This window comes from Streptomyces malachitofuscus, from assembly GCF_055571035.1.
The window spans coordinates 39,378-63,052 of record NZ_JBVIGA010000017.1 but is presented as its reverse complement, the minus strand read 5'-3'; the positions used below and the strand labels follow the sequence as shown (position 1 = coordinate 63,052).

General features: G+C 71.3%; 19 protein-coding genes. 1 reads left to right on the top strand and 18 read right to left on the bottom strand.

Annotated elements, in window-relative coordinates; translation table 11 throughout:
- Positions 1–246: 246 nt before the first annotated feature.
- The 6 genes from ACZ44S_RS24075 to ACZ44S_RS24050 all read right to left on the bottom strand — a co-directional run bounded on the left by ACZ44S_RS24075 (position 247) and on the right by ACZ44S_RS24050 (position 6,137).
- Complete coding sequence (locus tag ACZ44S_RS24075) at positions 247–1,890, bottom strand: beta-N-acetylhexosaminidase (RefSeq protein ID WP_466932325.1); 1,644 nt, start codon at positions 1,888–1,890, stop codon at positions 247–249.
- Position 1,891: 1 nt separating this feature from the next.
- Positions 1,892–2,737: a carbohydrate ABC transporter permease gene (locus ACZ44S_RS24070; RefSeq protein WP_466932558.1), complete on the bottom strand. Its 846-nt coding sequence runs from the start codon at positions 2,735–2,737 to the stop codon at positions 1,892–1,894.
- Between the two features lie 29 nt (positions 2,738–2,766).
- Positions 2,767–3,726, bottom strand: coding sequence for a carbohydrate ABC transporter permease (locus ACZ44S_RS24065; RefSeq protein ID WP_466932323.1), 960 nt, complete (start codon positions 3,724–3,726; stop codon positions 2,767–2,769).
- Complete coding sequence (locus ACZ44S_RS24060; RefSeq protein WP_466932321.1) at positions 3,723–5,015, bottom strand: extracellular solute-binding protein; 1,293 nt, start codon at positions 5,013–5,015, stop codon at positions 3,723–3,725. The genes ACZ44S_RS24065 and ACZ44S_RS24060 overlap by 4 nt, the downstream gene beginning before the upstream one ends.
- Positions 5,016–5,252: 237 nt before the next feature.
- Entirely contained in the window at positions 5,253–5,534 is a 282-nt protein-coding gene (locus ACZ44S_RS24055; protein WP_073931595.1) for a DUF3039 domain-containing protein, read from the bottom strand.
- A 30-nt stretch (positions 5,535–5,564) separates the two neighbouring features.
- Positions 5,565–6,137, bottom strand: coding sequence for a YqgE/AlgH family protein (locus tag ACZ44S_RS24050; RefSeq protein WP_190164152.1), 573 nt, complete (start codon positions 6,135–6,137; stop codon positions 5,565–5,567).
- Positions 6,138–6,447: 310 nt separating this feature from the next.
- Here ACZ44S_RS24050 and murA point away from each other — a divergent pair, with 310 nt between their 5' ends.
- On the top strand, positions 6,448–7,794 hold the full coding sequence (gene murA / locus ACZ44S_RS24045) for a UDP-N-acetylglucosamine 1-carboxyvinyltransferase (protein ID WP_466932317.1): 1,347 nt from the start codon (positions 6,448–6,450) through the stop codon (positions 7,792–7,794).
- A gap of 79 nt (positions 7,795–7,873) precedes the next feature.
- Here murA and ACZ44S_RS24040 read toward each other — a convergent pair whose 3' ends face one another.
- From ACZ44S_RS24040 to ACZ44S_RS23985, 12 genes are all read right to left on the bottom strand, one after another.
- The gene (locus ACZ44S_RS24040) at positions 7,874–8,155 is read right to left on the bottom strand and encodes an HU family DNA-binding protein (RefSeq protein WP_004987462.1); all 282 of its coding nucleotides are present in this window, start codon (positions 8,153–8,155) and stop codon (positions 7,874–7,876) included.
- Positions 8,156–8,489: 334 nt separating this feature from the next.
- Positions 8,490–9,908 carry an NAD-dependent malic enzyme gene (locus ACZ44S_RS24035; RefSeq protein WP_466932314.1) on the bottom strand — a complete coding sequence of 473 codons (1,419 nt, stop codon included), beginning with the start codon at positions 9,906–9,908 and terminating at the stop codon, positions 8,490–8,492.
- A gap of 384 nt (positions 9,909–10,292) precedes the next feature.
- Positions 10,293–12,590, bottom strand: a complete 2,298-nt coding sequence (locus ACZ44S_RS24030; protein WP_466932312.1) for a HelD family protein — start codon at positions 12,588–12,590, stop codon at positions 10,293–10,295.
- Between the two features lie 60 nt (positions 12,591–12,650).
- Entirely contained in the window at positions 12,651–13,412 is a 762-nt protein-coding gene (locus ACZ44S_RS24025; RefSeq protein WP_466932310.1) for an anti-sigma factor family protein, read from the bottom strand.
- Between the two features lie 74 nt (positions 13,413–13,486).
- A complete protein-coding gene (locus ACZ44S_RS24020) occupies positions 13,487–14,071 on the bottom strand; it encodes a sigma-70 family RNA polymerase sigma factor (RefSeq protein ID WP_004930798.1) in 585 nt (194 codons plus the stop codon).
- Positions 14,072–14,364: 293 nt separating this feature from the next.
- Positions 14,365–14,958, bottom strand: a complete 594-nt coding sequence (locus ACZ44S_RS24015; protein ID WP_466932308.1) for a CGNR zinc finger domain-containing protein — start codon at positions 14,956–14,958, stop codon at positions 14,365–14,367.
- A 113-nt stretch (positions 14,959–15,071) separates the two neighbouring features.
- Positions 15,072–16,223 carry a uroporphyrinogen-III synthase gene (locus tag ACZ44S_RS24010; protein WP_466932306.1) on the bottom strand — a complete coding sequence of 384 codons (1,152 nt, stop codon included), beginning with the start codon at positions 16,221–16,223 and terminating at the stop codon, positions 15,072–15,074.
- A gap of 120 nt (positions 16,224–16,343) precedes the next feature.
- The gene (locus tag ACZ44S_RS24005; RefSeq protein ID WP_466932304.1) at positions 16,344–17,702 is read right to left on the bottom strand and encodes a nitrate/nitrite transporter; all 1,359 of its coding nucleotides are present in this window, start codon (positions 17,700–17,702) and stop codon (positions 16,344–16,346) included.
- 175 nt (positions 17,703–17,877) lie between these two features.
- The gene (locus ACZ44S_RS24000) at positions 17,878–18,738 is read right to left on the bottom strand and encodes a single stranded DNA-binding domain-containing protein (protein ID WP_466932302.1); all 861 of its coding nucleotides are present in this window, start codon (positions 18,736–18,738) and stop codon (positions 17,878–17,880) included.
- A gap of 126 nt (positions 18,739–18,864) precedes the next feature.
- The gene (locus tag ACZ44S_RS23995) at positions 18,865–20,022 is read right to left on the bottom strand and encodes an acyltransferase family protein (protein ID WP_466932556.1); all 1,158 of its coding nucleotides are present in this window, start codon (positions 20,020–20,022) and stop codon (positions 18,865–18,867) included.
- A gap of 171 nt (positions 20,023–20,193) precedes the next feature.
- A complete protein-coding gene (locus tag ACZ44S_RS23990; protein WP_466932299.1) occupies positions 20,194–22,347 on the bottom strand; it encodes a polysaccharide deacetylase family protein in 2,154 nt (717 codons plus the stop codon).
- On the bottom strand, positions 22,347–23,675 hold a 1,329-nt coding region (locus ACZ44S_RS23985; protein ID WP_466932297.1), incomplete at its 5' end, for a hypothetical protein. The genes ACZ44S_RS23985 and ACZ44S_RS23990, both read right to left, overlap by 1 nt.

Here is a 23,675-nt window from a genome sequence, read left to right as displayed (position 1 = left end):
GTGGCAACTCTGGCACATCTTGGCAGGCGCCGAAGACGGGGGTCCGCTAGGAGGCATTCGCCCACCTCACCCCGGGCATGGCGGATTTCGCCCGGCATCACCGGTCTGCCGAGGATTGGCACCCTTCGGTGATGCCTGTACCCGTATCGCACGGCCTGTTCGGGCCGGGGCGCGCGGCCGCGCGGGACCCGTTCGGCGTCCCGGGGCGGGCGGCCCCGGGACCGCGGGCCGGGCGGGGGCGGCGGGCTACCGGTTCGGCGGCGGACCGTCGATCGGGCGTCCCAGCACGCCCGGGCGCCGCTGCCAGGGCAGCGGGCCGGTGGGCGGACGGTAGCCGACCCCGAGGGCGTCCAGGCGCCGGTAGTGGGCGGCCATCCGCCGCTCGAACCCGGCGAAGTCCCGGTCGGCGGGGGCGGGCAGGTCGCTCCAGGCGACCTCGGCGAGCGCGGCGAGCCGGGGGAACGTCTGGTAGTCGACGCGCCCCTGGTCCTCCATCACCTCGGTCCACACGTTGGCCTGGGTGCCCAGCACCCGTGCGCTCTCCTGCGGCGTCAGCTCCGCCGGCACGGGCTCGAACCGGTAGACGTCCTCCAGGGTGCGCACGTACCCGATCGGCACCGGCTCGTCGGCGCCGGCGTCCTGACGGTGGTCCAGGTACACCTGCTGCTCGGGGCACATGACCACGTCGTGCCCCGCGCGGGCCGCGGTGACCCCGCCCGCGTAGCCGCGCCAGGACGACACCGCGGCGCCGGGAGCCAGTCCGCCCTCGAGGATCTCGTCCCAGCCGATCAGCCGGCGTCCCCGCGCGGCGAGCCAGCCGTCGAAGTGCCCGATGAACCAGGCCTGAAGGGCGTCCTCGTCCGCGAGCCCGAGGTTGCCGATCTGCTTCTGCGCGGTGTCCGACTCGCGCCACTGGTCCTTGAGGCATTCGTCGCCGCCGATGTGCACGAACGACGAGAACGGCCCGGCGTCCGCGGGGAACAGGTCCAGGACCTCCTCGAGCACCCCCTCGTAGAAGCGCAGGGTGTCGTCCGTGGGGGCGAGGACGTTCGGATTGATCCCCCAGGTGTCCCAGACGGTCAGGGAGGCGGTGTCGACGACATCGGAGTTGCCGAGTTCCGGATACGCCGCGATGGCGGCCTGCGAGTGCCCGGGGACGTCGATTTCGGGGACGACGCCGATATGCCGTTCGGCGGCATAGGCGACGATCTCGCGGATGTCGTCCTGGGTGTAGTGACCGCCGTGCGGCTTGTCGTCCCACAGCGGTGAGGCGCGGTGGCCGACTTTCGTCCGCGCGCGCCAGGAGCCGATCTCGGTGAGCTTCGGATACCGCTGGATCTCGACGCGCCAGCCCTGGTCGTCCGTCAGATGGAGATGCAGGACGTTGAGTTTGTGCGCCGCCATCAGATCGATGTAGCGAAGCACCCCGTCCTTCGGCATGAAGTGCCGTGCGACGTCCAGCATCAGCCCGCGCCAGCGGAAGCGGGGGGCGTCCTCGATCGTCACGTACGGGACCGCCCACACCCCGTCGCGGCGGACCGGGGCCCGGCGGAAGGCGTCGGGGCCGAGGAGTTGCCGCAGCGTCTGGGCGCCCTGGAAGACACCGGCCGCGCCACCTCCCTCGATGCGCACCCCCGTCGGACCGCTGACGAGGCGGTACTCCTCGGGACCGAGCCCGGGGCCGAGCGCGAGCGCGATGCCGTCCCCGGCGACGGCATCGGGTTCCCGCCCCTCGTGCAGCGGCAGTCCGGTCGCCTGCCGGAGGACGGTGCGCAGCCAATGGGCCACGCCCTGGGTCCCCTCACCGGCGTGGAGCCGGGAGTGGGCCGTCAGCCGCACCTCGCCGGTGCCGGCGACGACGCTGCGGGGCGCTGGAATCAGTTCGGTCACGTCAGTCCTTTACCGCGCCGCCCAGTCCGGAGACCAGACGCCGCTGTACGAGTACGAAGAAGACCAGTACCGGAATCGTCATCACCGTGGACGCGGCCATGACCCCGCCCCAGTCCGGGTCGTCGGGTTTGTAGAAGACCAGCAGCGCCATCGGCAGGGTCGACTGCGAGATGTCGCTGATGATGAAGGACTTGGCGAACAGGAAGTCGTTCCAGGTGGAGATGAAGGAAAACACGCTGGTGGCGACGAGACCCGGCAGCACGAGCGGGAAAAGGATCTGCCAGAGAAAGCGGGCGCGGCTCGCCCCGTCGATGTACGCGGCCTCCTCCAGCGCCTCCGGAACGGCCTTCACGAACCCCCTGAGCATCCAGATCGCGAACGGCAGGGAGAACGCGATGTGCGGCAGGATCAGCGACCACAGCGTGTTCAGCTGACCGAAGTCCCGCATGACGAAGAACAGGGGGATCGTCAGCGCCTCCACGGGCACCATCTGGGCCACCAGAAACATGATCAGAAGGGTGGTCCGCATACGGAAGCGGAAACGCGTGACGGCGGTCGCGGCGAGAAAGGCGATCAGCGCGGAGGCGACCACCACGGCGACCGCGACGACCACGCTGTTGAGGAAGTACCGGCCGAATTCCTGCTGCCCGAACACCCGCCGGAAGGAGTCCAGCGTGGGGGCGAGCGTCCAGGGGCGCGGCTCGGTGGACTCGATCTCCCCGGCCGGTTTGAAGGCGCTCAGCACCATCCAGTACAGCGGGAAGGCCACCACGGCGGCGACCAGCAGCGCCGCCGTCTCGGCCGCCAGCCGCCCCGGACGCCGGACGAACCGGCGCACAGGTTTCACCCGGGGCCCCCGGTCCTGGCTCACGATCGTCACAGTTCCTCCCCCTGGCGGCGCAGCAGCCGCAGATAGACCAGCGTGACGGCGAGCAGGATGAGCAGCATCACCACGCCGATCGCCGCGCCGAGGCTGTACTGCGAGGACGCGAACGCCTGCTGGTAGGCGTAGACGTTCAGGACCATGTTCTGGCCCGCGATGCCGCCGCCGTTGGTCATGACGTAGATCTGGGTGAAGACCTTGAAGTCCCAGATGACGGACTGGATGGTCACGACGACCAGGATCGGCCGGAGCATCGGCGCGAGCACGGAGCGCCAGATGCGCCACTGCGAGGCCCCGTCCAGGGAGGCGGCCTCCAGCACCTCGGACGGTACGGAGCGGATGCCGGCGTAGACCGTCACCATCACGAACGGGAAGGAGCACCACACCACTTCGAGCAGCACCAGGAAGAAGGCGCTGAACCGCCCGTACGTCCACGAGTGGTCCCCGAGACCCAGCACCCGGTTGACCGGCCCGAAGTCGGCGTCGAACAGGAACAGCCACACCGTGGACCCGGTGATCGCCGGGGTCGCCCAGGCGCCGAGCGCGGCCAGCATCAGCGCCAGCCGCGGCACGGCCCGCACGCGGGTGAGCAGCACGGCGAGCGCACACCCCACGGCCAGCGTGCTGACCACACAGGCCGCCGCGAACACCACGGTGGCCAGCAGCACCTGCCAGAACTGCTCGTCCCCGAAGAGCTCGGCATAGTTCCCGAACCCCTCGAAGGTGGTCGGCTCACCCCCACTGACTTGCGCCTGGGTGTAGTGGAAGAGAGAAATCAGCCCGAGCTGATAGATCGGGTAGGCCAGCAACCCCCCAAGGACCACAAGAGCGGGCGCGAGATAAAGCCAGGGGATGCCGGAGCCCCGGAAAGGGCGCGGGGAACGGCGCGAGTGACCACGATCCACCCGCACCCGCCGACGCTCCAGGGTCCCCGAGCTCGTAGGCACCGTCATCCGGCGGAGCCAAACGCCTCGTTCATCTTCTTCGCCGCATCGCCCGAGGCACTCGCCACGTCCTTCTTACCGGAGACGATCTCCTGGAACATCGTCGGCAGCACCTGGGACGAGTCGATCTGCGCCCACGCCGGCGATGCCGGCACGAACGTCGTGTCGGCGGCGAGCGTCTCGACGAACGGCTTCACGAAGGCCTCCTTCGCGGCCACCTGCTCCCGCACGTCGGAGAAGGTCGGCAGGAAGCCCATGCCCTCGAACAGGGCGCCCTGCGCCTCCTTCGACGCGAGCCGCTTCATCAGGTCGACGGCGAGGGTGCGGTGCGAGGTGGACTTCAGCACGCCGAGGTTGTTCCCGCCGGCGAACGCGGGGGCGATGGAGCCCGCCTCGACGCCCGGCAGCGGCACCACGGCGTACTTGCCCTTGACCTTGCCGGCCTCGACGGCCGCGTGGCTGAAGTCGCCGCCGATCGCCATGGCCGCCTTGCCCGAGGCGAACGCGGTCACCGTGTCGTTGCCGCCCATGCCCGCGCACTTGGCGGCCGGGCAGTTGTCGTCACCGAAGAGCGAGGTGTACGCCTCGATGCCCTTGCGGGACTCGGGGCTGTCGATGGCGGAGGCGTACGAGCCCCCCTTGCCGGTGGCGAGTTCACCGCCGTGGGCCCAGATGAAGGGCATCGCGCCGTAGGTGTAGGCACCGCCGACCGCGATGCCGTACATCTCGGGCCTGGCGTCGCGGATCTCCTTGGCGGTGGAGATCAACTCGGCCTGGGTCCTCGGGACGTCGAGGCCGAGGTCGTCGAAGACGTCGGTGCGGTAGTACAGGGCGCGGACGCCGACGAAGTACGGGGCCCCGTAGATCCTGCCGTCGACGGTGACCGACTGTCTGGCGGTGGGGTCGGTGTCCTTCGCCTCCTTCCAGGCGTTGAACTCCGCGGTGACGTCGGCGAGTCCGCCGTCCTTCACATAGCCCGCGGTGTCGGTGTTGCCGTACTCGATGAGGTCGGGCGCCGAGGCGGGATCGTTGAAGGCGGCCTTGATGCGCTGGGCGCGGGTCTCGACGGGTATGTACTCGACGGTGACCTCGGTGTCCTTGTGCGCCTTCTCGAACCCGGCGAGGACGGAGTCGACGACCTGTTCCTTGGGTCCGTTGTTGACCTCCTGGAAGAGCCAGACGCGCAGGGTGCCGGTCTTCTCGTCCTTGTCGGAGGAGGAGTTGTCGGAGGTCTGGGGCGCGCAGGCGGCGGTGGCGAGGACGGCCGCGACGGCGACCATGCGGGCGGACAGCTTCATGGAGTTGCTCCTCCGAACGCGTTGCAGCATATGCAATGGCGGTTTCGCTGTGCACAACACACCGGAGGCTAAGGACTGGGTGAACCGCGCCACAAGAGGTCTCAACCACTCTGTGACCGGCAGACGCACCCTGCGCAACGCACGGACAGCACAAAGGCCCCCAGGGCGCGCAAAACGCACCCCGGGGGCCTCAGCGGAGGACGGACGTGACCGGCCGACGCGGCCGGGCCGGGCGGACTACTTGTCGCCCTTGCCCTTGTCGTCGCCGCCGGCGCCCATGGACTCGTAGATCTCCTTGCACATGGGGCAGACCGGGTACTTCTTCGGATCACGGCCGGGCACCCAGACCTTGCCGCACAGCGCCACGACGGGAGTGCCGTCGAGGGCACTCGCCATGATCTTGTCCTTCTGGACGTAGTGGGCGAAGCGCTCGTGGTCACCGTCGCCGTGGGAGGTCTGCGGCGTCGGCTCGACGAGGGTCCCCGTACCAGTCCCGCGCTCGGGCTCAAGAGTGCTCATAACAGCCAAGGGTACTGAAGCTCACACGCATCAGTTGAGCGACGGGTCGTCCGGATACGTGGCCACCATCGCGAGCTCGTTGCGCTGGCGGCGCAGCACCTCGCGCCAGAGCCGCTCAGGGGCCGGGGAGGAGACGTCACCGGGCTCGGACTCCACGACGTACCAGGCGCCGTCCACCAGCTCGTCCTCCAGCTGGCCGGGGCCCCAGCCGGCGTAACCGGCGAAGATGCGCAGCGAGCCGAGGACCGTGGCGAGCAGTTCGGGCGGCGCCTCGAGATCGACCAGCCCGATGGCGCCGTGCACCCGCCGCCAGCCCAGGGGCGCGGTCTCCCCGGCCGCCCCACCCGGGACGACGGCGACACCGAGCGCCGAGTCCAGTGACACCGGACCGCCCTGGAAGACGACCCCTGGTTCGCCGGTGAGGTCCGCCCACCCCTCCAGGATGTCGCCGACGTCCACGGGCGTCGGACGGTTGAGGACCACACCGAGAGAACCCTCCTCGTCGTGGTCGAGAAGGAGCACCACCGCGCGGTCGAAGTTCGGGTCCGCCAGAGCGGGAGTGGCCACGAGCAGCCGCCCTGTGAGCGAGGACACCTCGGTCATGCCAGACATGATCCCGCATCTTCCCTCCGCGCGGGGAGGCAATGGGGGTATGGGGGTGAATGCAGCCATGAATTGAAGGAGCGGCCTGGTAAGGCCTCGGTTGAGGGTGGTGGTGGGAGACGCGAGGGCGGACGAGAGCACGCCCGGCGCACACGGGTCGCGGTGACCGCATGTGGCCGCCGGGAAACGGTTCGTGTTGTGACAGACCCATGACGTTCCCGGAGCCTCCTCGGGCTTACAGAAGGGGGGCCGGGGGCGACTACCCTTTCCTTCCTGGCCCTGCTCCACTCCCCCACGGAACGCGAGATCCATGACCGTCAACGGCGCTGATGACGTACTGCTTGTCCACGGCGGAACCCCGCTGGAGGGCGAGATCCGTGTCCGCGGTGCGAAGAACCTCGTACCGAAGGCCATGGTCGCCGCGCTGCTGGGCAGCGCACCGAGCCGCCTGGGCAACGTTCCGGACATCCGCGACGTGCGGGTCGTTCGGGGCCTGCTGCAGCTGCACGGCGTGACGGTCCGTCCGGGGGAGGAACCGGGCGAACTGGTGCTCGATCCCACCTCCGTGGAGAGCGCGAACGTCGCTGACATCGATGCCCATGCCGGCTCCTCGCGGATCCCGATCCTGTTCTGCGGCCCGCTGCTGCACCGGCTCGGGCACGCGTTCATCCCGGGTCTCGGCGGCTGCGACATCGGCGGCCGGCCCATCGACTTCCACTTCGACGTGCTGCGGCAGTTCGGCGCGACCATCGAGAAGCGGGCGGACGGCCAGTACCTGGAGGCCCCGCAGCGGCTGCGCGGCACCAAGATCCGGCTGCCGTACCCGTCCGTCGGCGCCACCGAGCAGGTGCTGCTGACGGCGGTGCTCGCGGAGGGCGTCACCGTCCTGTCCAACGCGGCGGTGGAGCCGGAGATCGAGGACCTGATCTGCGTCCTGCAGAAGATGGGCGCGATCATCGCGATGGACACCGACCGGACGATCCGCATCACCGGTGTGGACAAACTCGGCGGCTACACCCACCGCGCCGTCCCGGACCGCCTGGAGGCCGCCTCCTGGGCGTCCGCCGCGCTGGCGACCGAGGGCAACGTCTACGTCCGGGGCGCCCAGCAGCGCTCGATGATGACGTTCCTGAACACCTTCCGGAAGGTCGGCGGCGCCTTCGAGATCGATGACGACGGCATCCGCTTCTGGCACCCCGGCGGGCAGTTGAAGTCCATCGCGCTGGAGACGGACGTGCACCCCGGCTTCCAGACCGACTGGCAGCAGCCGCTGGTGGTCGCGCTGACCCAGGCGACGGGCCTGTCCATCGTCCACGAGACGGTCTACGAGTCCCGCCTCGGCTTCACCTCCGCGCTCAACCAGATGGGCGCCCACATCCAGCTGTACCGCGAGTGCCTGGGCGGCTCGGACTGCCGCTTCGGCCAGCGCAACTTCCTGCACTCAGCGGTCGTCTCGGGCCCCACCCGTCTGCAGGGCTCCGACCTGGTCATCCCGGACCTGCGCGGCGGTTTCTCCTACCTCATCGCCGCCCTCGCCGCCCAGGGACCCTCGCGGGTCCACGGCATCGGCCTGATCAACCGCGGCTACGAGAACTTCATGGAGAAGCTCTCGGACCTGGGTGCCAAGGTCGAGCTGCCGGGCAAGGCACTGGCCTAGGGCCTTTCGCACGAACGCCGATGGGGCGGTCACCCGGTTCGGGTGACCGCCCCATCGGCGTTGCGGCGCTTACGCGGCCTTACTTGCCCTTGGCGGCTTCCTTCAGCTTCGAGCCGGCCGACACCTTCACGGAGTACCCCGCGGGGATCTGGATCGGCTCACCCGTCTGCGGGTTGCGCGCCGTGCGAGCGGCACGGTGCGTGCGCTCGAAGGTCAGGAAGCCGGGGACGGTGACCTTCTCGTCGCCCTTGGAGACGATGTCGCCGACGACCTCGGCGAACGCGGCCAGCACGGCGTCGGCGTCCTTGCGGGTCACCTCGGCGCGGTCGGCCAGCGCGGCCACCAGCTCACTGCGGTTCATGTTCTTACTCCCGTGTTCTTCTTGCCGTTGAGGCGTGCCACGCGGCGGAGCCGCATGTTGGGCACGGCCAAGCCGATGCTGCCAGGTTCCTCGGTGAGTCCCCGGACCCGGGTCCGTCGTCGGACCCTCGCGCCCAGGGACGCATCCTGCCTCTACCTGCGGCGGTAAAGCCAATCCGGCACCCGCAGGAGTCGTGAGAACACCCCAGGGAGTCACACGAAGAGCGCCACGGCCCGGCCGCCACGATAGAGGGCTGTCAGATCTCCGGGTCCCGCGACGCGCCGTTTCCACACCGGTCGTGGTGATCCTCACAGCCCTCTTGACGCCGGGCGTCCTACGGGGCAGTCGCCCCCACGGCCTTCGCCGCGTCGCGCACGGCGCCGGCGACCGCGCCCGCGACCTTGTCGTTGAAGACGCTGGGGATGATGTAGTTCGGGTTGAGCTCGTCCTCGGTGACCACATCGGCCAGCGCCTTCGCGGCGGCCAGCATCATCTCGGTGTTGACGGTGCGGGACTGGGCGTCCAGCAGACCGCGGAAGACGCCCGGGAACACCAGCACGTTGTTGATCTGGTTGGGGAAGTCGGAGCGGCCGGTGGCCACAACGGCCGCCGTCTGGCGGGCGATTGCCGGGTCGACCTCGGGGTCCGGGTTCGCGAGCGCGAACACGATCCCGCCCTCGGCCATCGCGGCGACGTCCTCGCCGTCGAGCACGTTCGGGGCGGAGACGCCGATGAAGACGTCCGCGCCGCGCACGGCCTCCTTCAGAGTGCCGGTGAGGTTCTCGGGGTTGGTGTTGTCGGCGATCCAGCACAGGGCGGAGCCGGGGGCGGCGTCCACCAGGTCCTCGCGGCCCGCGTGGACGACTCCGTGGATGTCGGCCACCACGGCGTTCTTCACGCCCGCGGCGATCAGCAGCTTGAGGATGGCCGTGCCCGCGGCGCCGGCGCCGGACATCACCACGCGGATGGTGTCGATCGACTTGCCGGTGACCCGCAGCGCGTTGGTCAGCGCGGCCAGGACGACGATGGCGGTGCCGTGCTGGTCGTCGTGGAAGACGGGGATGTCGAGGGCCTCGCGCAGCCGGGCCTCGATCTCGAAGCAGCGCGGCGCGGAGATGTCCTCCAGATTGATGCCGGCGAAGCCCGGGGCGATGGCCTTGACGATCTCGACGATCGCGTCCGTGTCCTGGGTGTCCAGGCACAGCGGCCAGGCGTCGATGCCGGCGAACCGCTTGAACAGGGCGGCCTTGCCCTCCATGACGGGCAGCGCGGCCTTGGGGCCGATGTTGCCCAGGCCCAGCACGGCGGAGCCGTCGGTCACGACCGCAACGGAGTTGCGCTTGATGGTGAGGCGGCGGGCGTCCTCGGGGTTCTCGGCGATGGCCATGCAGACCCGGGCCACGCCCGGCGTGTAGACCATGGAGAGGTCGTCACGGTTGCGGATGGGATGCTTCGACGCCATCTCGATCTTGCCGCCGAGGTGCATCAGGAACGTACGGTCGGAGACCTTGCCCAGGGTGACGCCCTCGATGCCGCGCAGCTGCTCGACGATCTCGTCGGCGTGGGCGGTGGAGGTGGCCGCGATGGTGACGTCGATACGGAGCCGCTCATGGCCGGAGGCCGTGACGTCGAGGCCGGTCACCGAGCCTCCGTGGGACTCGACAGCCCCGGTGAGCTGGGAGACCGCGGTTCCTCCCGCGGGCACCTCCAGCCGGATGGTCATCGAGTAGGAGACGCTGGGCGCCGTTGCCATGGCCGACTTCCTCTGCTTTTACCGTGTCGCGAGTGGTGCCGTCCGATCGTCGCACCTACCCCTGGGTACGTGGTAGCCGCCTTGGATTGCGGACGTTTTGTTCACCGGGGCGTGACGAGTTTCGGAAAACAGTTTCCACCATACGAGAGTGGATGCGGCAACGAAAGAGGCCCACGTCACTTCGGAAGTGACGTGGGCCTCTCACACGCTCATGACACCGACCCGCCATGCTCGCCTCGCGGCAAGTGGTCGCTCGTAGCGACGAAGGTTGGGCCCGGGGGCTTGGATCGGGCCGGTGCCACGTCCAGGCTAACAAACGGATCCCGTAAGACCATTCCCGTGGCACAAGCCCTTTTTCCGGACGCCTTGTCCCCCCAGGGATCCTCAGTCCCTCAGCAGATCGGGCACCCCGTCCGCGTCCGGTTCGTCGCGGTCCGCGGAGACCACCGTGAGCTGCTGCGTGGCCCGGGTGAGGGCCACGTAGAGCACGCGCAGCCCGGCCGGGGACTCGTCGGCGATCTCCGCCGGGGAGACGACGATCGTCGCGTCGTACTCCAGGCCCTTGGCCTCCAGGCTGCCGAGCGCCACCACGCGGTCGCCGAGCCCGGCGAGCCAGCGCCGGGCCTCCTCGCGGCGCTGCATGGCGACGACGACACCGACGGTGCCGTCCACGCGGTCCAGCAGCCGGGCGGCCTCGGCGCGCACGGTGTCCCCCAGCCCGTCCCCGGCGACGGCGAAGCGCGGCTCGACGCCGGTGGAGCGCACCGCCTTCGGGGCCTCGGAGCCGGGCATGGCGAGGGCGAGCACCTTGGACGCCAGCTCGGCGATCTCCGCGGGGTTGCGGTAGTTCACGGTGAGCTCGAAGCGGCGGCGCGGGCGGGTGCCGAGGGCCTCGTCGCGGGCCTGCGCGGCCTCGTCGGGGTCGGACCAGGAGGACTGGGCCGGGTCGCCGACGACCGTCCAGGTGGCGTGCCGGCCGCGGCGGCCGACCATGCGCCACTGCATCGGCGTGAGGTCCTGTGCCTCGTCGACGATGACGTGCGCGTACTCGACGCGCTCCTGGGCGAGCCGCTCGGCCCGCTCCCGCTGGGTCTCCTCGCGCACCGGCATCAGCTCCTCCAGGCCGGTGAGCTGGTCCAGCGGGTCGAGCTCGCGCTTCCTGCGGGGCCGGGCGGGGGCGCCGAGGACGGCCTGGAGCTCGTCGAGCATCGCGATGTCGTGCACGGAGCGGCCGTCCCGTTTCAGCGAGCGGGCGACCTTGCGGACCTCGCCGGGGTTGAGGACGCGGCGGGCCCAGCGGCCCAGGCGCTTCTCGTCCGCCATGGCGTCCAGGACGGCGGTCGGGGCCAGCTCCGGCCACCAGGCGTCGAGGAAGTCGATGAAGTCGTCCTCGGCGGTGATGTCCTCGTCGAAGGAGGCGCGCAGCTCGGCGGCCAGCTCCGGGTCGGTGTGCCGGTGGCCGGCGCCGGAGCGCTCCCACAGGGCGTCGAGGAGCAGCTTGCGGGCGCGGGGGCGCAGCAGGTTGACCGGGGCGGTGCCGCCGAGGGCGGTGCGGCGGACGTCCGCGAGCTCCTGCGCCTCCAGTTCCAGGCGCCGGCCGAACGCGACGACCCTCAGCCGCTGCGGTGAATCGTTCAGCTCCAGTGCTCCGCGCGCGGCCTTCCGCAGCACCTTGAGCATGCGGTACGAGCCCTTGACGCGGGCCACCGACGGGGAGTCGTACAGCGTGGCCTCGGCGCCGTCGACCAGCGAGCCGACGGCGCGGACGGCGACCTGGCCCTCCTCACCGAGGGAGGGCAGCACGCCCTCGGTGTAGGCGACGAGCAGCGGGGTGGGCGAGACGATCAGGATGCCTCCGGCGTACCGGCGCCGGTCCTGGTAGAGGAGGTAGGCCGCGCGGTGCAGGGCGACGGCGGTCTTGCCGGTGCCGGGGCCGCCCTCGACATAGGTCACGGAGGCGGCGGGGGCGCGGATCACCAGGTCCTGCTCGGCCTGGATGGACGCGACGATGTCCCGCATGGTGTGCGTACGGGCCTGGCCCAGCGCGGCCATCAGGGCGCCGTCGCCGATCACCGGCAGCTCGCGTCCGTCGAGGAACGCGGTCAGCTCGGGGCGCATCAGGTCGTCCTCGACGCTTCTCACCCGGCGGCCCTTGGAGCGGATGACGCGGCGCCGCACCACGCGCCCCGGGTCGACCGGGGTGGACCGGTAGAAGGGGGCGGCCGCGGGAGCCCGCCAGTCGATGACCAGCGGAGCGTAGTCCTTGTCGAGGACGCCGATCCGGCCGATGTGCAGGGTCTCGGCGATGTCGGCGGTGTTGTCGGGGCGGATCACCCCCTCGGCGGGCTCCACGGCGGTGTACGCGCCGTCGGGACCCTTCTTGCCGTCCTTTCCCCGCAGCAGGTCGATCCGGCCGAAGAGGAAGTCCTCGTACTCGTTGTTCAGCCGGTTGAGGTGGATGCCGGCCCGGAAGACCTGGGCGTCCCGCTCGGCGAGGGCGCCGGGCGTGCCGACGTGGCCGCGCCGGGCGGCGTCGCGCATGAGGAACTCCGCTTCGTCGATCTTCTCGTCGAGGCGCCGGTACACCCGGTCCAGGTGTTCCTGTTCGACTCGGATCTCCCGGTCCCGAACGGAGTCGTGAACCGCTTCGACCGCGGTTTCCTGTTGAGCCTGAGCGGCCACCGGGCCCCCTTCTGACGTGCTGGGCAGCCGTCAACCGTACGCGAAGGGGGCCCGTTGAGGCTACGCGTCGACCTGGACCAGCAGGTCGCCTTCGAAGGTCATGACCTCGAAGTGGTCGATCTCGTTGGGCGCGAAGGCGGCGCCGCCCTGGACGTACAGGGGCTGCTTGGCCTTGTCCGTCTTGGCGTCGGGCAGGCCGTAGCCCTCGCCGGGCACGGACCAGGAGTTCACCGTCTCGCGCTCGCCGTTCTTGCCGACGGCGATCAGCGAGCACTTCTGTTCGCCCTTGACGTTCTTCAGTTCCGTGACGATCTCGGTGCCCCAGAGCTTCTTCTCCAGGGCCACGGTCGCGGTCACCTGGCTGCCGGGGTCGGTCGCCATGATCTTCTCGGAGCTCTTGTCGAACGCCTCCTTCGCGGGGTTGGCCGCGAGCGTCCGGTTGGTACCGCTCCCGCCGCTCCCTCCGCCGTCCCCGCCGCTCGCCGCGACGGCCACGAACGGCCCGCTGACGATGAGCGCGCCCGCGGCGGCCACCATGTAGAAGTTGCGGCGGCGCTTGCGCGCGCGGCGCTCGGCGACCTCGTCGACCAGCTTCTCCACCACGCGCGGTGAGGGCTTGGCGGACAGCGACTCGCCCAGCGCGGGCGTCCCGGTGCCGGGAAGGTCCGCGAGCGCGGCCAGCATCGGTTCCATGCCGGCGAGTTCGTCGAGCTGCTGGGCGCACCACTCGCAGGTCGCGAGGTGCGCCTCGAAGGCGGTCGCCTCGGCGTCGTCGAGGATGCCGAGGGCGTAGGCACCGACGGTCTCGTGTTCGTTCGGCACCGGTGATCCCTCCATGGCACCAGACATACCCGTACCGCCCGTGCCGAATCCCTGGTTTCCCCCGTACACACTCATCACGCCGTCACCCCCCGCTCCTCCAGAGCCAGCTTCATCGACCGCAGGGCGTAGAAGACCCGGGAGCGGACGGTGCCGCTCGGTATGCCGAGAGTCTGTGCCGCCTCATTGACGGTACGCCCCTTGAAGTACGTCTCGACGAGGACCTCCCGGTGGGCCGGGGTCAGGTCGTCGAGCGCGTCCGACAGCGTCATCAGCCACAGCGCCTTGTCGATCTCGTCCTCCGCGGGGATGACCTCCAGCGGCGACGGATCGACCTCCTGCGGCCGGGCCTGCCGGCTGCGGTGGCCGTCGATGACGATGCGCCGGGCGACCGTCACCAGCCAGGGGCGTACCGAACCGGTCGCCCGATTGAGCTGACCGGCGTTCTTCCAGGCACGGATGAGCGTCTCCTGCACGACGTCCTCGGCGCGCTGCCGGTCTCCGGCGACCAGGCGCAGGACGTAGGCCAGCAGAGGCCCGGCGTGCTCGCGATACAGCGCACGCATCAGCTCCTCGTCTGGTTCCGAGGGCTGTGAGGACATGCGATGTCGGGCCCTCGCTCCACGTTCATTGGCCACGGCCGCATCCTTGCGCACGCCCACCTCCGGTGTCCGGGGGATCCCCCAGTCGGTCGCTCGACAACCGGTACGGACGGCAGGGGTTGGGTGTTCAACGCGAGGTGACAGTTTTCTGCGGGACGAGGCGACGACCGGGACATGAGGTCACATTCCCCCCGCCACTTCTTTACATTTCCGACACACCGCCACGACCGGCCGGCCCGCTCGCGCCGCGCGGAGGGCGAACGAGGGTGTAACCGACGTCACTTCGGAATTTTTCGGCCGCGGCGGCGCGCAGAAGCCGCATAGGGAGCAAGGCGGTTGAGTCGGACAGCCCCTCAGGCGCGGGCGAGGGCCGCGCGGCGGCGGTGGCGGGCCACGCGTTCGCGGTTGCCGCACACCTCGCTGGAGCACCAGCGCCGCCTGCGCCCGCGGGAGGTGTCGACGTACACGATGGGGCAGTTGTCGCCCTCGCACTGACGCAGACTCGCGCGGGCGACCGGGTCGGTCAGCAGATCCACCGTGTCCCGCGCGACCGCCGCGAGCAGCGCGGCCCGGCCGGGCGGCCCGTCGAGCCGGCGCACCAGCGAGCCGTCCTCGCCGGGCACCGCGCGGGGGGCCGGGGGCGCCGCGCGGGCGAGCTCGTTCACCCGGGCGAGCGCCAGATCGTAGGAGCGGACGCCGGGCGCCGGGCGGCCGCGCACCAAGGGGGCGATCCGGCCGCGCAGTTCACGGAACGCCACCAGCCAGGAGGGGTCCGCGTGGGCCAGCGCGGTGCCCTCGGGCACGAGACCGGAGCCGGTGATCCAGGCCCGCAGCACCGCCACGGAGTCGAGCCGTTCCTCGGGATGGGTGGTCGCGAGCAGATCCAGGCAGACCCGCCCGGTGTCGAACCTCAGCTCGTAGGGCGCCGTGACCGTACCCAGTGCCATGTTCCTGCCACCGCCTAGCTTGGCCCCGCGCGCGGGCCGGTGAGCGATCCGGGAAACCGTTCTCCCCCCACAGTGCCCGCCCGCACCGGCGCCCGGAACCCCTCGGGCCGCGGTCAGCCCTCCCCGTACTTCGACTCCGCCGCCGGGTCCAGGGCGAGGCGGTAGCCGCGCTTGACGACCGTCTGGATCAGCTTCGGTGTGCCGAGGGCGGAGCGCAGGCGGGCCATCGCCGTCTCCACCGCGTGCTCGTCGCGGCCCGCTCCCGGCAGGGCGCGCAGCAGCTCCGCGCGGGAGACGACCCAGCCGGGCCGCCGGGCCAGCGCCCGCAGCAGGGACATCCCGGCCGGCGGCACGGGCTTGAGCACGCCGTCCACCAGGACCGCGTGCCCCCGGATCTCCATCCGGTGGCCGGCGACGGGCAACGCGCGGGCTCGCGCGGGCAGTTCCTGGCAGAGCAGCTGGACCAGCGGGCCGAGCCGGAAGCGTTCGGGCTGCACGGTGGCGATGCCGCGGGCCTGCAACGGCAGCGCGGTGACCGGCCCGACGCAGGCGGTCAGCACGTCGTGGCCGAGGGCGGCGAGCAGGTCGTCGAGCAGCCCGCGGTCCTCCGCGCGGGACAGCAGGGACACGGCGGCGGGCGCGCTGGTGAAGGTCACCGCGTCCAGGGTGCGGGCGACAACAGCGTCGACGAGGCGATCGACCGGGCCGAGGTCCTCCGGCGGCAGCCACCGGTAGACCGGCACGCCCACCACCTCCGCTCCCCCGGCCCGCAGCGACTCCACGAACCCGGGCAGCGGTTCACCGTGCAGCTGTACGGCGATCCGCAGTCCGTCGACTCCCTCCTCCAGGAGCCGGTCCAGCACCTCCGCCATCGACTCCGACGCCGGCGACCACTCCTCCGTCAGCCCGGCGGCCCGGATCGCGCCCTTCACCTTCGGCCCGCGCGCCAGGATCCGCACCCCGCGCAGCCGCGCCAGCAGGTCCTCGCCCAGCCCCCAGCCGTCGGCGGCCTCCACCCAGCCCCGGAAGCCGATGGCGGTGGTGGCGACCGCGATGTCAGGGGCCTGCCCGATGATGTCCTTGGTAGCGGCCAGCAGTTCGCTGTCGTCGGCGAGCGGCACGATCCGCAGGGCAGGGGCGTGCAGCACGGCGGCGCCGCGCCGCTGCAGCAGTGTGCCCAGTTCGTCGGCACGGCGCGCCGCCGTCACACCCACGGTGAACCCGGCCAGGGGCCCGTGGTCCGGCTGCTCTTGTTCGTCGTACATGGCTCTCGTCCCGCGCTCGAGTCGGCGTACCGCATGGAGGTGCGGCTCCACCTCCATGCCGAGCGAGCCTGTCAACGGTCCATGACAGGCTCGGTTCGGCTTCATGTCACCAGTGTTACGTCACACCTGGGCGTAGCTGAGCTGCGACTTCTCCTCCGGGGCCGGGCTCGTGTCACCCGGGCGGGCCGCGGGGCGGCGAAGGTATACCGCCCAGGTGACCGCGAAGCAGACCGCGTAACAGGCGAGGAACGCGACGAACGCGCCGGTGCCCGAGCCGTAGGAGAGGAAGGACTGGCGGAAGGCCAGGTTGATGCCGACCCCGCCGAGGGCCCCCACCGCGCCGATCAGACCCATGGCCGCCCCGGACAGCCGCCGCCCGTACGCGGCCGCCTCCTCGCCCTCCAGCCCGCGTGCCAGCGCCTTCGCGTGGAAGATGCCGGGGATCATCTTGTACGTCGACCCGTTTCCGAGGCCCGTCAGCACGAACAGCACCACGAAGGCGACGGTGAAGAGCGTCAGCGACGCCTGCATGGAGGCGGCGATCAGCACGGCGGTCGCCGCGCCCATGGCGACGAAGTTCCACAGGGTGATCCGCGAGCCGCCGTACCGGTCGGCGAGCCTGCCGCCCACCGGGCGGATCAGGGAACCGAGCAGCGGGCCGATGAAGGTGACGTACGCGGCCTGGAGCGGCGTACGGCCGAACTGGGTCTGGAGCACCATCCCGAAGGCGAAGCTGTAGCCGATGAACGAGCCGAAGGTGCCGATGTAGAGGAACGACATGATCCAGGTGTGCGCGTCCCGCATGGCGTCCTTCGCGGCACCGGTGTCATTGCGCACCGAGGCGAGGTTGTCCATGTGGCGGGCGGCGAGCACGGCGGCCACGACGATCAGCGGGATGTAGATGCCGAGCAGGACCCGTGGTCCGCCGCTCGCGCCGATGATGGCGAGGGCGGCGAGCTGGATCACCGGGACGCCGATGTTGCCGCCGCCGGCGTTCAGTCCGAGCGCCCAGCCCTTCTGCCGCATCGGGAAGAAGGCGTTGATGTTGGTCATCGAGGAGGCGAAGTTGCCGCCGCCGATCCCGGCCAGCAGCCCGACCAGCAGGAACGTGGAGAAGGACGTGCCCGGCTCCATCACGGCGAACGCGGCGACGGTCGGGACCAGCAGCAACGCGGCGCTGATCACCGTCCAGTTCCGGCCGCCGAAGACGGCGACGGCGAAGGTGTACGGGATCCGGACGACGGCGCCGACGAGCGTGACCATCGACGTCAGCAGGAACTTGTCGGCCGGGGTGAGCCCGTACTCCGGGCCCATGAAGAGCACCAGCACCGACCACATCGTCCAGACGGAGAACCCGATGTGCTCGGACAGTACGGAGAAGACGAGGTTGCGGCGGGCGATCGGTTCTCCGGTCCGGTTCCAGAAGGTCTCGTCCTCCGGGTCCCACTGCTGGATCCAGCGACCGCTGGGGGCTGTCATGGGGCCTCCACTGTGCTCCGGGGCGCGGACGGGTGCCGCGCGGGGATGGTCCCGAAGGTAGGGAGGCAGCGTTTCCGGACTGTGCCGCACAGTGACCGGCAGGGAACGTTGCTCTCACCCCTCCCGGGGGCGGGGTGAGAGATGTCGGACACCGGTCACGGGCGGTGCCGTGAGGTCAGCGGCGCGGGGGCTGCCAGTGGGGGTTCTGCTGGGGGTGGGGAGGCTGAGGCGGGGTGCCGTACGGGGCGGGGGCGGGCGGGGTGCCGTACGGGGCGGGCGGGGTGCCGTAGGAAGGCTGGGCGTACGGGCCCGGGGCGGGCTGGGCATACGGCATCGGGGGCTGCGGCTGGTGACCGTGGCCCGGCGGCTGCGGCTGGTGTCCGTAACCGGGTGCCGGGGCGCCGTAGGGGACGCCGCCGAAGGGGTTGCCGTGGCCCGGCATCTGTCCGCCCGGGGGCAGGTAGCGCACCCGGCCGGTCTCGTCCGTCACCGGCGCGAACCCGGCCGCCTGGAGCCGGGCCGCGAACTTCGCGTTGCGTTTGCGGTTGACGACGAGACCGATGCCGAAGACCGCCATGAGGGCGAGCCAGATCCCGCCCGAGATCACGAAGTCCGTGGACGTGCCTCCGAGCCGGTAGGCCAGGATCACGCAGCCGATGGAGACACCGAGGGCCCCGTAGCCCATCCGCTTCTCGGCGCTCTTGCCGGTGAGGTCGAAGTTGATACGCGCCTTGAGAAGTTCCACGGCGTCCGGCACGAGTGGCGGCAGGGACATCCCGTCGCCCGCGTTCGGGTACTGGGCCCAGTTCTGCGCGGCCCGGGCCCGCGCCTGCGGGCCGGGGTCGGGCACGATCACCATCTTGAGCTGGCTGTTGTTCCCGCCGCCCTGCCGTACGTCGGCGTACTCGTAGCCGAACTGCTGGGCGATGAAGGCGAGTCGGGCGAGCTTCTTCACGGACGCCATCGGGCTGACGAGCTCGACCGGCTCCCCGCTCGCCATCAGCCCCAGCATCTTCCGCGTCTGCCGCTTGCTCATGCGCACCCGCTCCCCACCGTGTCACCGGCCGCCCGGTTCACCTTCGCAACCGGGGCAGTCTCGCACGGGTGTACGCCCGCGCGGTACTGGCGGGCGGGCCGCTCGTCGCCGCCCGCCCCCGCCGGGTCAGACCCGCGCCCGCTTCCGGGCCCGCCGGCCTCCGCCGCCGCGGCCCGCCCGGCCGTCCGGCCACAGCCGGGGCCTGCGTCTGGCCGCCAGGTCCTCCGCCCAGCCGAAGGCCAGCACGCAGCCCGAGATCAGGATCCACGCCAGGGCCAGCACCGGCCAGGAGCTCTCCAGCAGCCACGGCACGTTGAGCTCCAGTGTCCGGAAGCCCCACAGCCGGTCGTAGAGGGTGGCGGCGACCAGGATGCACACGTTGTGCCACAGGTAGATCGTCACCGCGCGGGAGTTGAGCAGGGTGATCAGCCGGTCCCAGCGGCGCAGCCGGTGCGGCCACTCGGTCCACGAGGGGCTGATGTGCAGCAGCAGAAGTACGGTCGCGAACGACCACACGGCCTGGGCGAAGGGGATGGAGTCGAGGTCGTGGCCGGTCCCGAAGCCCTGCCGGAAGGCGTACCAGAGGCCGAAGGCCGCGACGAGCGGCGCCAGGGAGGGCACGACGTACTGCGGGAGGCGTTTGAGCACGCCCTGCTGGTGGGCCATGCCGAGGATCCAGCAGGCACCGAAGGTGCTGAAGTCGGTGAGCGCCGAGTCGATCCGCTCGCTGGGGAGGGAGAGCCAGCCGAACCCCAGGACGGCCGACAGCGCGAGGGGCGCGACGATCACCGGCCACGGCAGGGCCCGCAGCAGCTTCAGCAGCAACGGGGAGAGCAGGACGAACCAGAGGTAGGCGCGGATGTACCAGAGCGGGCCCGCGAGTTCCGAGGCCCAGTCCTCACCGAGCACGCCCTGGATCCCGGCGACGCCCTCGGCGTAGGGCGGGTCGCTCAGCGGCAGCACCCAGAAGGTCAGGTGGAGGAACCACCAGCCGGGGTGGCCCTCGTCGTCGGGGCTCCAGCCCTGCGCCAGCATGCCCGTCACACCGATCGCGCCGAGCAGCCACAGCGGGGGCAGCAGCCGGCGCATCCTGCCCCGTACGACCTGGACGGCGGGCCGCTTCAGGGAGCGGGCCATGAGATGGCCGGCCAGGGCGAACATCACGCCCATGGACGGGAAGACGACGGGCAGCCAGGCCCAGCCCATCAGGTGGTAGAGGACGACGCGGAACAGGGCGACCGCGCGGAGCAGGTCGAAGTAGCGGTCACGGGCGGGCGGGCGCACGGCCGGTCCGGACGGTACGGGGCGGGACGGGTCGTTCGACCCGTCCCGGCCGCCCGCATGATCCGTTCCGTCCGTTCCGTCCGTGTCGGGTGCCGGCAGGAGGGGTGCGGTCACGTGCGTGGGTCTTCCTGGTGCGCCGCCGGACAGGCGGGAGTGAGCGGGCGGGGCGGTCTACGCCACCGGGCTGCCGTCCAGGGCCTGCGGCTGCTGGGCGGAGGCTCCGGGCGGGGCGGAGACGCCGCCCTTGCGCCGCAGCTTCTGCCAGCGCAGCCGGCCGCCGGTGAGGGCCGTGATCCAGGACTGCAGCAGCACGACGTACATCAGCTGCCGGTAGAGGATCTGCTGCAGGGGCAGGGAGAGCAGCGGGGTGAACTTCTCCTTGTCGAGGACGAAGGAGTAGGCCGCGCAGGCCGCCTGGAGGGCGAGGACGGCGAACCAGGCCAGGATCGTCTTGCCGGTCGGGCCGAAGATCAGGCCGTAGATGAGGAACACGTCGATCAGCGGGGCCAGCAGCGGGGCGAGGACCATGAACAGCGAGACCAGCGGCAGTCCGACGCGGCCGAAGCGGCCCGAGGGGCCCCGTTCGATCAGGGCGCGGCGGTGCTTCCAGATCGCCTGCATGGTGCCGTAGGACCAGCGGTAGCGCTGGGACCACAGCTGCTGCACCGACTCGGGTGCCTCGGTCCAGGCGCGGGCGTTCTCCGCGTAGACGACCTTCCAGCCGTCGCGGTGGATGGCCATGGTGATGTCGGTGTCCTCGGCGAGGGTGTCGTCGCTCATGCCGCCGACCCGCTCCAGCGCGGAGCGGCGGAAGGCACCGACGGCGCCGGGGATGGTGGGCATGCACCCCAGGACGTCGTACATCCGGCGGTCGAGGTTGAAGCCCATCACGTACTCGATGTGCTGCCAGGCGCCGATCAGCTTGTCCTTGTTGCCGACCTTGGCGTTGCCCGCGACGGCACCGACGCGCGGGTCGCCGAAGGGCTGCACCAGTTCGCGGACGGTGGTCGGCTCGAAGACCGTGTCGCCGTCCATCATCACGATGATGTCGTGACGGGCGTTGGCCACACCGCGGTTGAGGGCGGCGGGCTTGCCCGCGTTGAGCTGACGGACCACCCGGACGCCCGGCAGACCCAGGGACTCCACGATCCGCGCGGTGCCGTCGCTGGAGCCGTCGTCGACGACGACGACCTCGATGGGGTGGTCGCTCGCCACAAGGGAACGCACCGTGTTCTCGATGCACTTGGCCTCGTTGTACGCCGGCACCAGCACCGACACCGGTTCGGTGATCGGCGGTCCCCAGGCGAAGCCCTTGCGGCGCACCTTGCGCGCATGGACGGCGGACAGCACGAGCATGAGCACGAAGCGCGCGATGACCAGGCCGCCGATGACGGCGAGGCCGACCACGAGGACGCCGGTGATGTTGTCGGAGGCCTGGACGAGGAAGACCCAGGCCTTGCCCTTCCACAGCTCGACGCCGGTCACCGGGGAGTGCGCGCTGGGCGCGTCGAGGGCCTCGGTGAGGTTGTCGAACGCGTAGCCCTTGTCCTTCAGGTCGGGCAGCATCCGGTCGAGCGCCTGGACGGTCTGGTGGCGGTCGCCACCGGAGTCGTGCATCAGGACGACCCCGCCCTTGCCGTCCTGGGGCGTGGAGCGGCGGATGATCTCGGCGACGCCCGGCTTGCGCCAGTCCTCGCTGTCGTGGGTGTTGACGACGGTGATGTAGCCGCGTTCGCCGATGTACTGGGTGACCGGCCAGGAGTTGTTGTCCATGGCGCCGGCCTGGGAGGAGTACGGCGGCCGGAACAGGGAGGTGCGGATGCCCGCGGCTCCCGTTATGGCGAGCTGGGTCTGGGACAGCTCCCAGTCGATGCGGTCCCTCGACTGCAGGGCGAGATCGGGGTGGTTGAAGGTGTGCAGACCGATCTCGTGGCCCTCGTCGACCATGCGGCGGACCAGGTCGGGGTAGCGGGAGGCCATCGTGCCGGTGACGAAGAAGACGGCGTGCGCGTCGTGCTCCTTCAGGACGTCCAGGACCTTGGGGGTCCAGACCGGGTCGGGGCCGTCGTCGAAGGTGAGCACGACATGACGGTCGGGCACGCGCAGGGTCTCCGCGCGGCCGCCGCGGGTGTCCATGACCGGGCCGCCCTCCAGGACCTTCTCCGGCACCTGGTCGGACGCTGCCGGTGACTGGACGCGGTGGTCGGCGAGGATCTCGCTGTGCACGTAGCCGCGCAGCATGAGCATCGCCATCAGGGCGACGAGGAAGAGCACCGGCAGCAGCAGCCGCAAGGGCAGCCGGCGACGGCGGGTTCGGGATGCCATCAGAGGACGTACTCCGGGGACGGTGCGGCGGGCGGGGCGGAGGGCTCCGGCTCGGCGTCGGGGCTCTCGGCGGCGAGAGGGCGGGCGGCGGCGGGGGCGTCGGCGTTGGTGTCGACACCGGTGGCGTCGGTGCCGCCCGCACCGCCGTCCGTGGGGGCGGTCGTCTCCGGGGCGGGGTCGTCGACGGGCGGCGGCGGGTCGGCCGGCGCGGTGGTCGGCGTCTCCACGGGGGCTTCCGACGCGGGGCCGTCGTCGGATCCGGTGCCCGGCTTCTGGGTCTTCCCGGTCTGGGAGGGCTTCGGGTCGGCGGTCGCGCCGGGCTCGTCCGGGTCGGCGGTCGTGCCGGGGGCGGCGATGCTGGCGCCGGGCTCGGGCAGGGTGGGGGCGCCCGGGCTCGGGGAGCCGCCCGGGAGGAGGCTGGTGCCGGCGCCGGGGGTGGCGTCCGTCTCCCCGGGCTTCGGGGTGGTCTCCACCTTCCCCGCGGGCTGCTGCTCCTGCTGCTGTCCGGGCACGGGCAGCCAGGGGGCGTCGGACTTGCCGGACAGCAGCGTGGCGACGATGACGACGGCGTAGCCCGCGCAGACCAGACCGATGGTCATGCCGATACGGCGGTACCTGCGGCTGCGGCGGCCGGACTCGTCGACGAACACGGGCCCGTCGGAGCCTTCCTGACCCGCCTTCGGACGGGCGGGCGCCCGGCGCAGCACACCGTCCCCGAACTGCACGGCGTCGAGCTGGACGGTCACCTCGTGCGGATCGTGCGTGACCGCGACGGCCTCGCCGGAGGGCTCCTCCTCCTGCCACGGGTCCCGGACGGTGGCCCCGGCGGCGGCGCCCGCGGACGAAGCGGGCCAGGGGCTCTTCGCCCCGGCACCGGCACGGGGGCTGCGCAGCACCGTGGTCTGCTCCCCGTCCGGCGACTTGGCGGCCGGGCCCGCGTCACGCACACCGGACGCCCGCTCACCGCGCGGTGCGTCCGCGGCCTCCTTGCGGAGGAGGGACGCGGTGCGGTCCGCGTCGCGCGGAGCGGTTCCACGGTCCGCGTCCCCGCGGTCGCCGCGCGGAGCCGTCGGACCGTCCACCTGCTCACCGCGGGACAGCGCGGACCGGCTCGTGTTCCACGGGCCCGACACCCGCTCACCGCGGGGGGCCGCGACGTCCGCGGCGTCGCGCGGGGAGGACGCGTCCTCGTCAGGGGAAGCCGTGGCGGCGCCGCGCGGGGTGTCCGCGGGCTCCTTGCGGAGGAGGGACGCGGTGCGGTCCGCGTCGCGCGGAGCGGTTCCACGGTCCGCGTCCCCGCGGTCGCCGCGCGGAGCCGTCGGACCGTC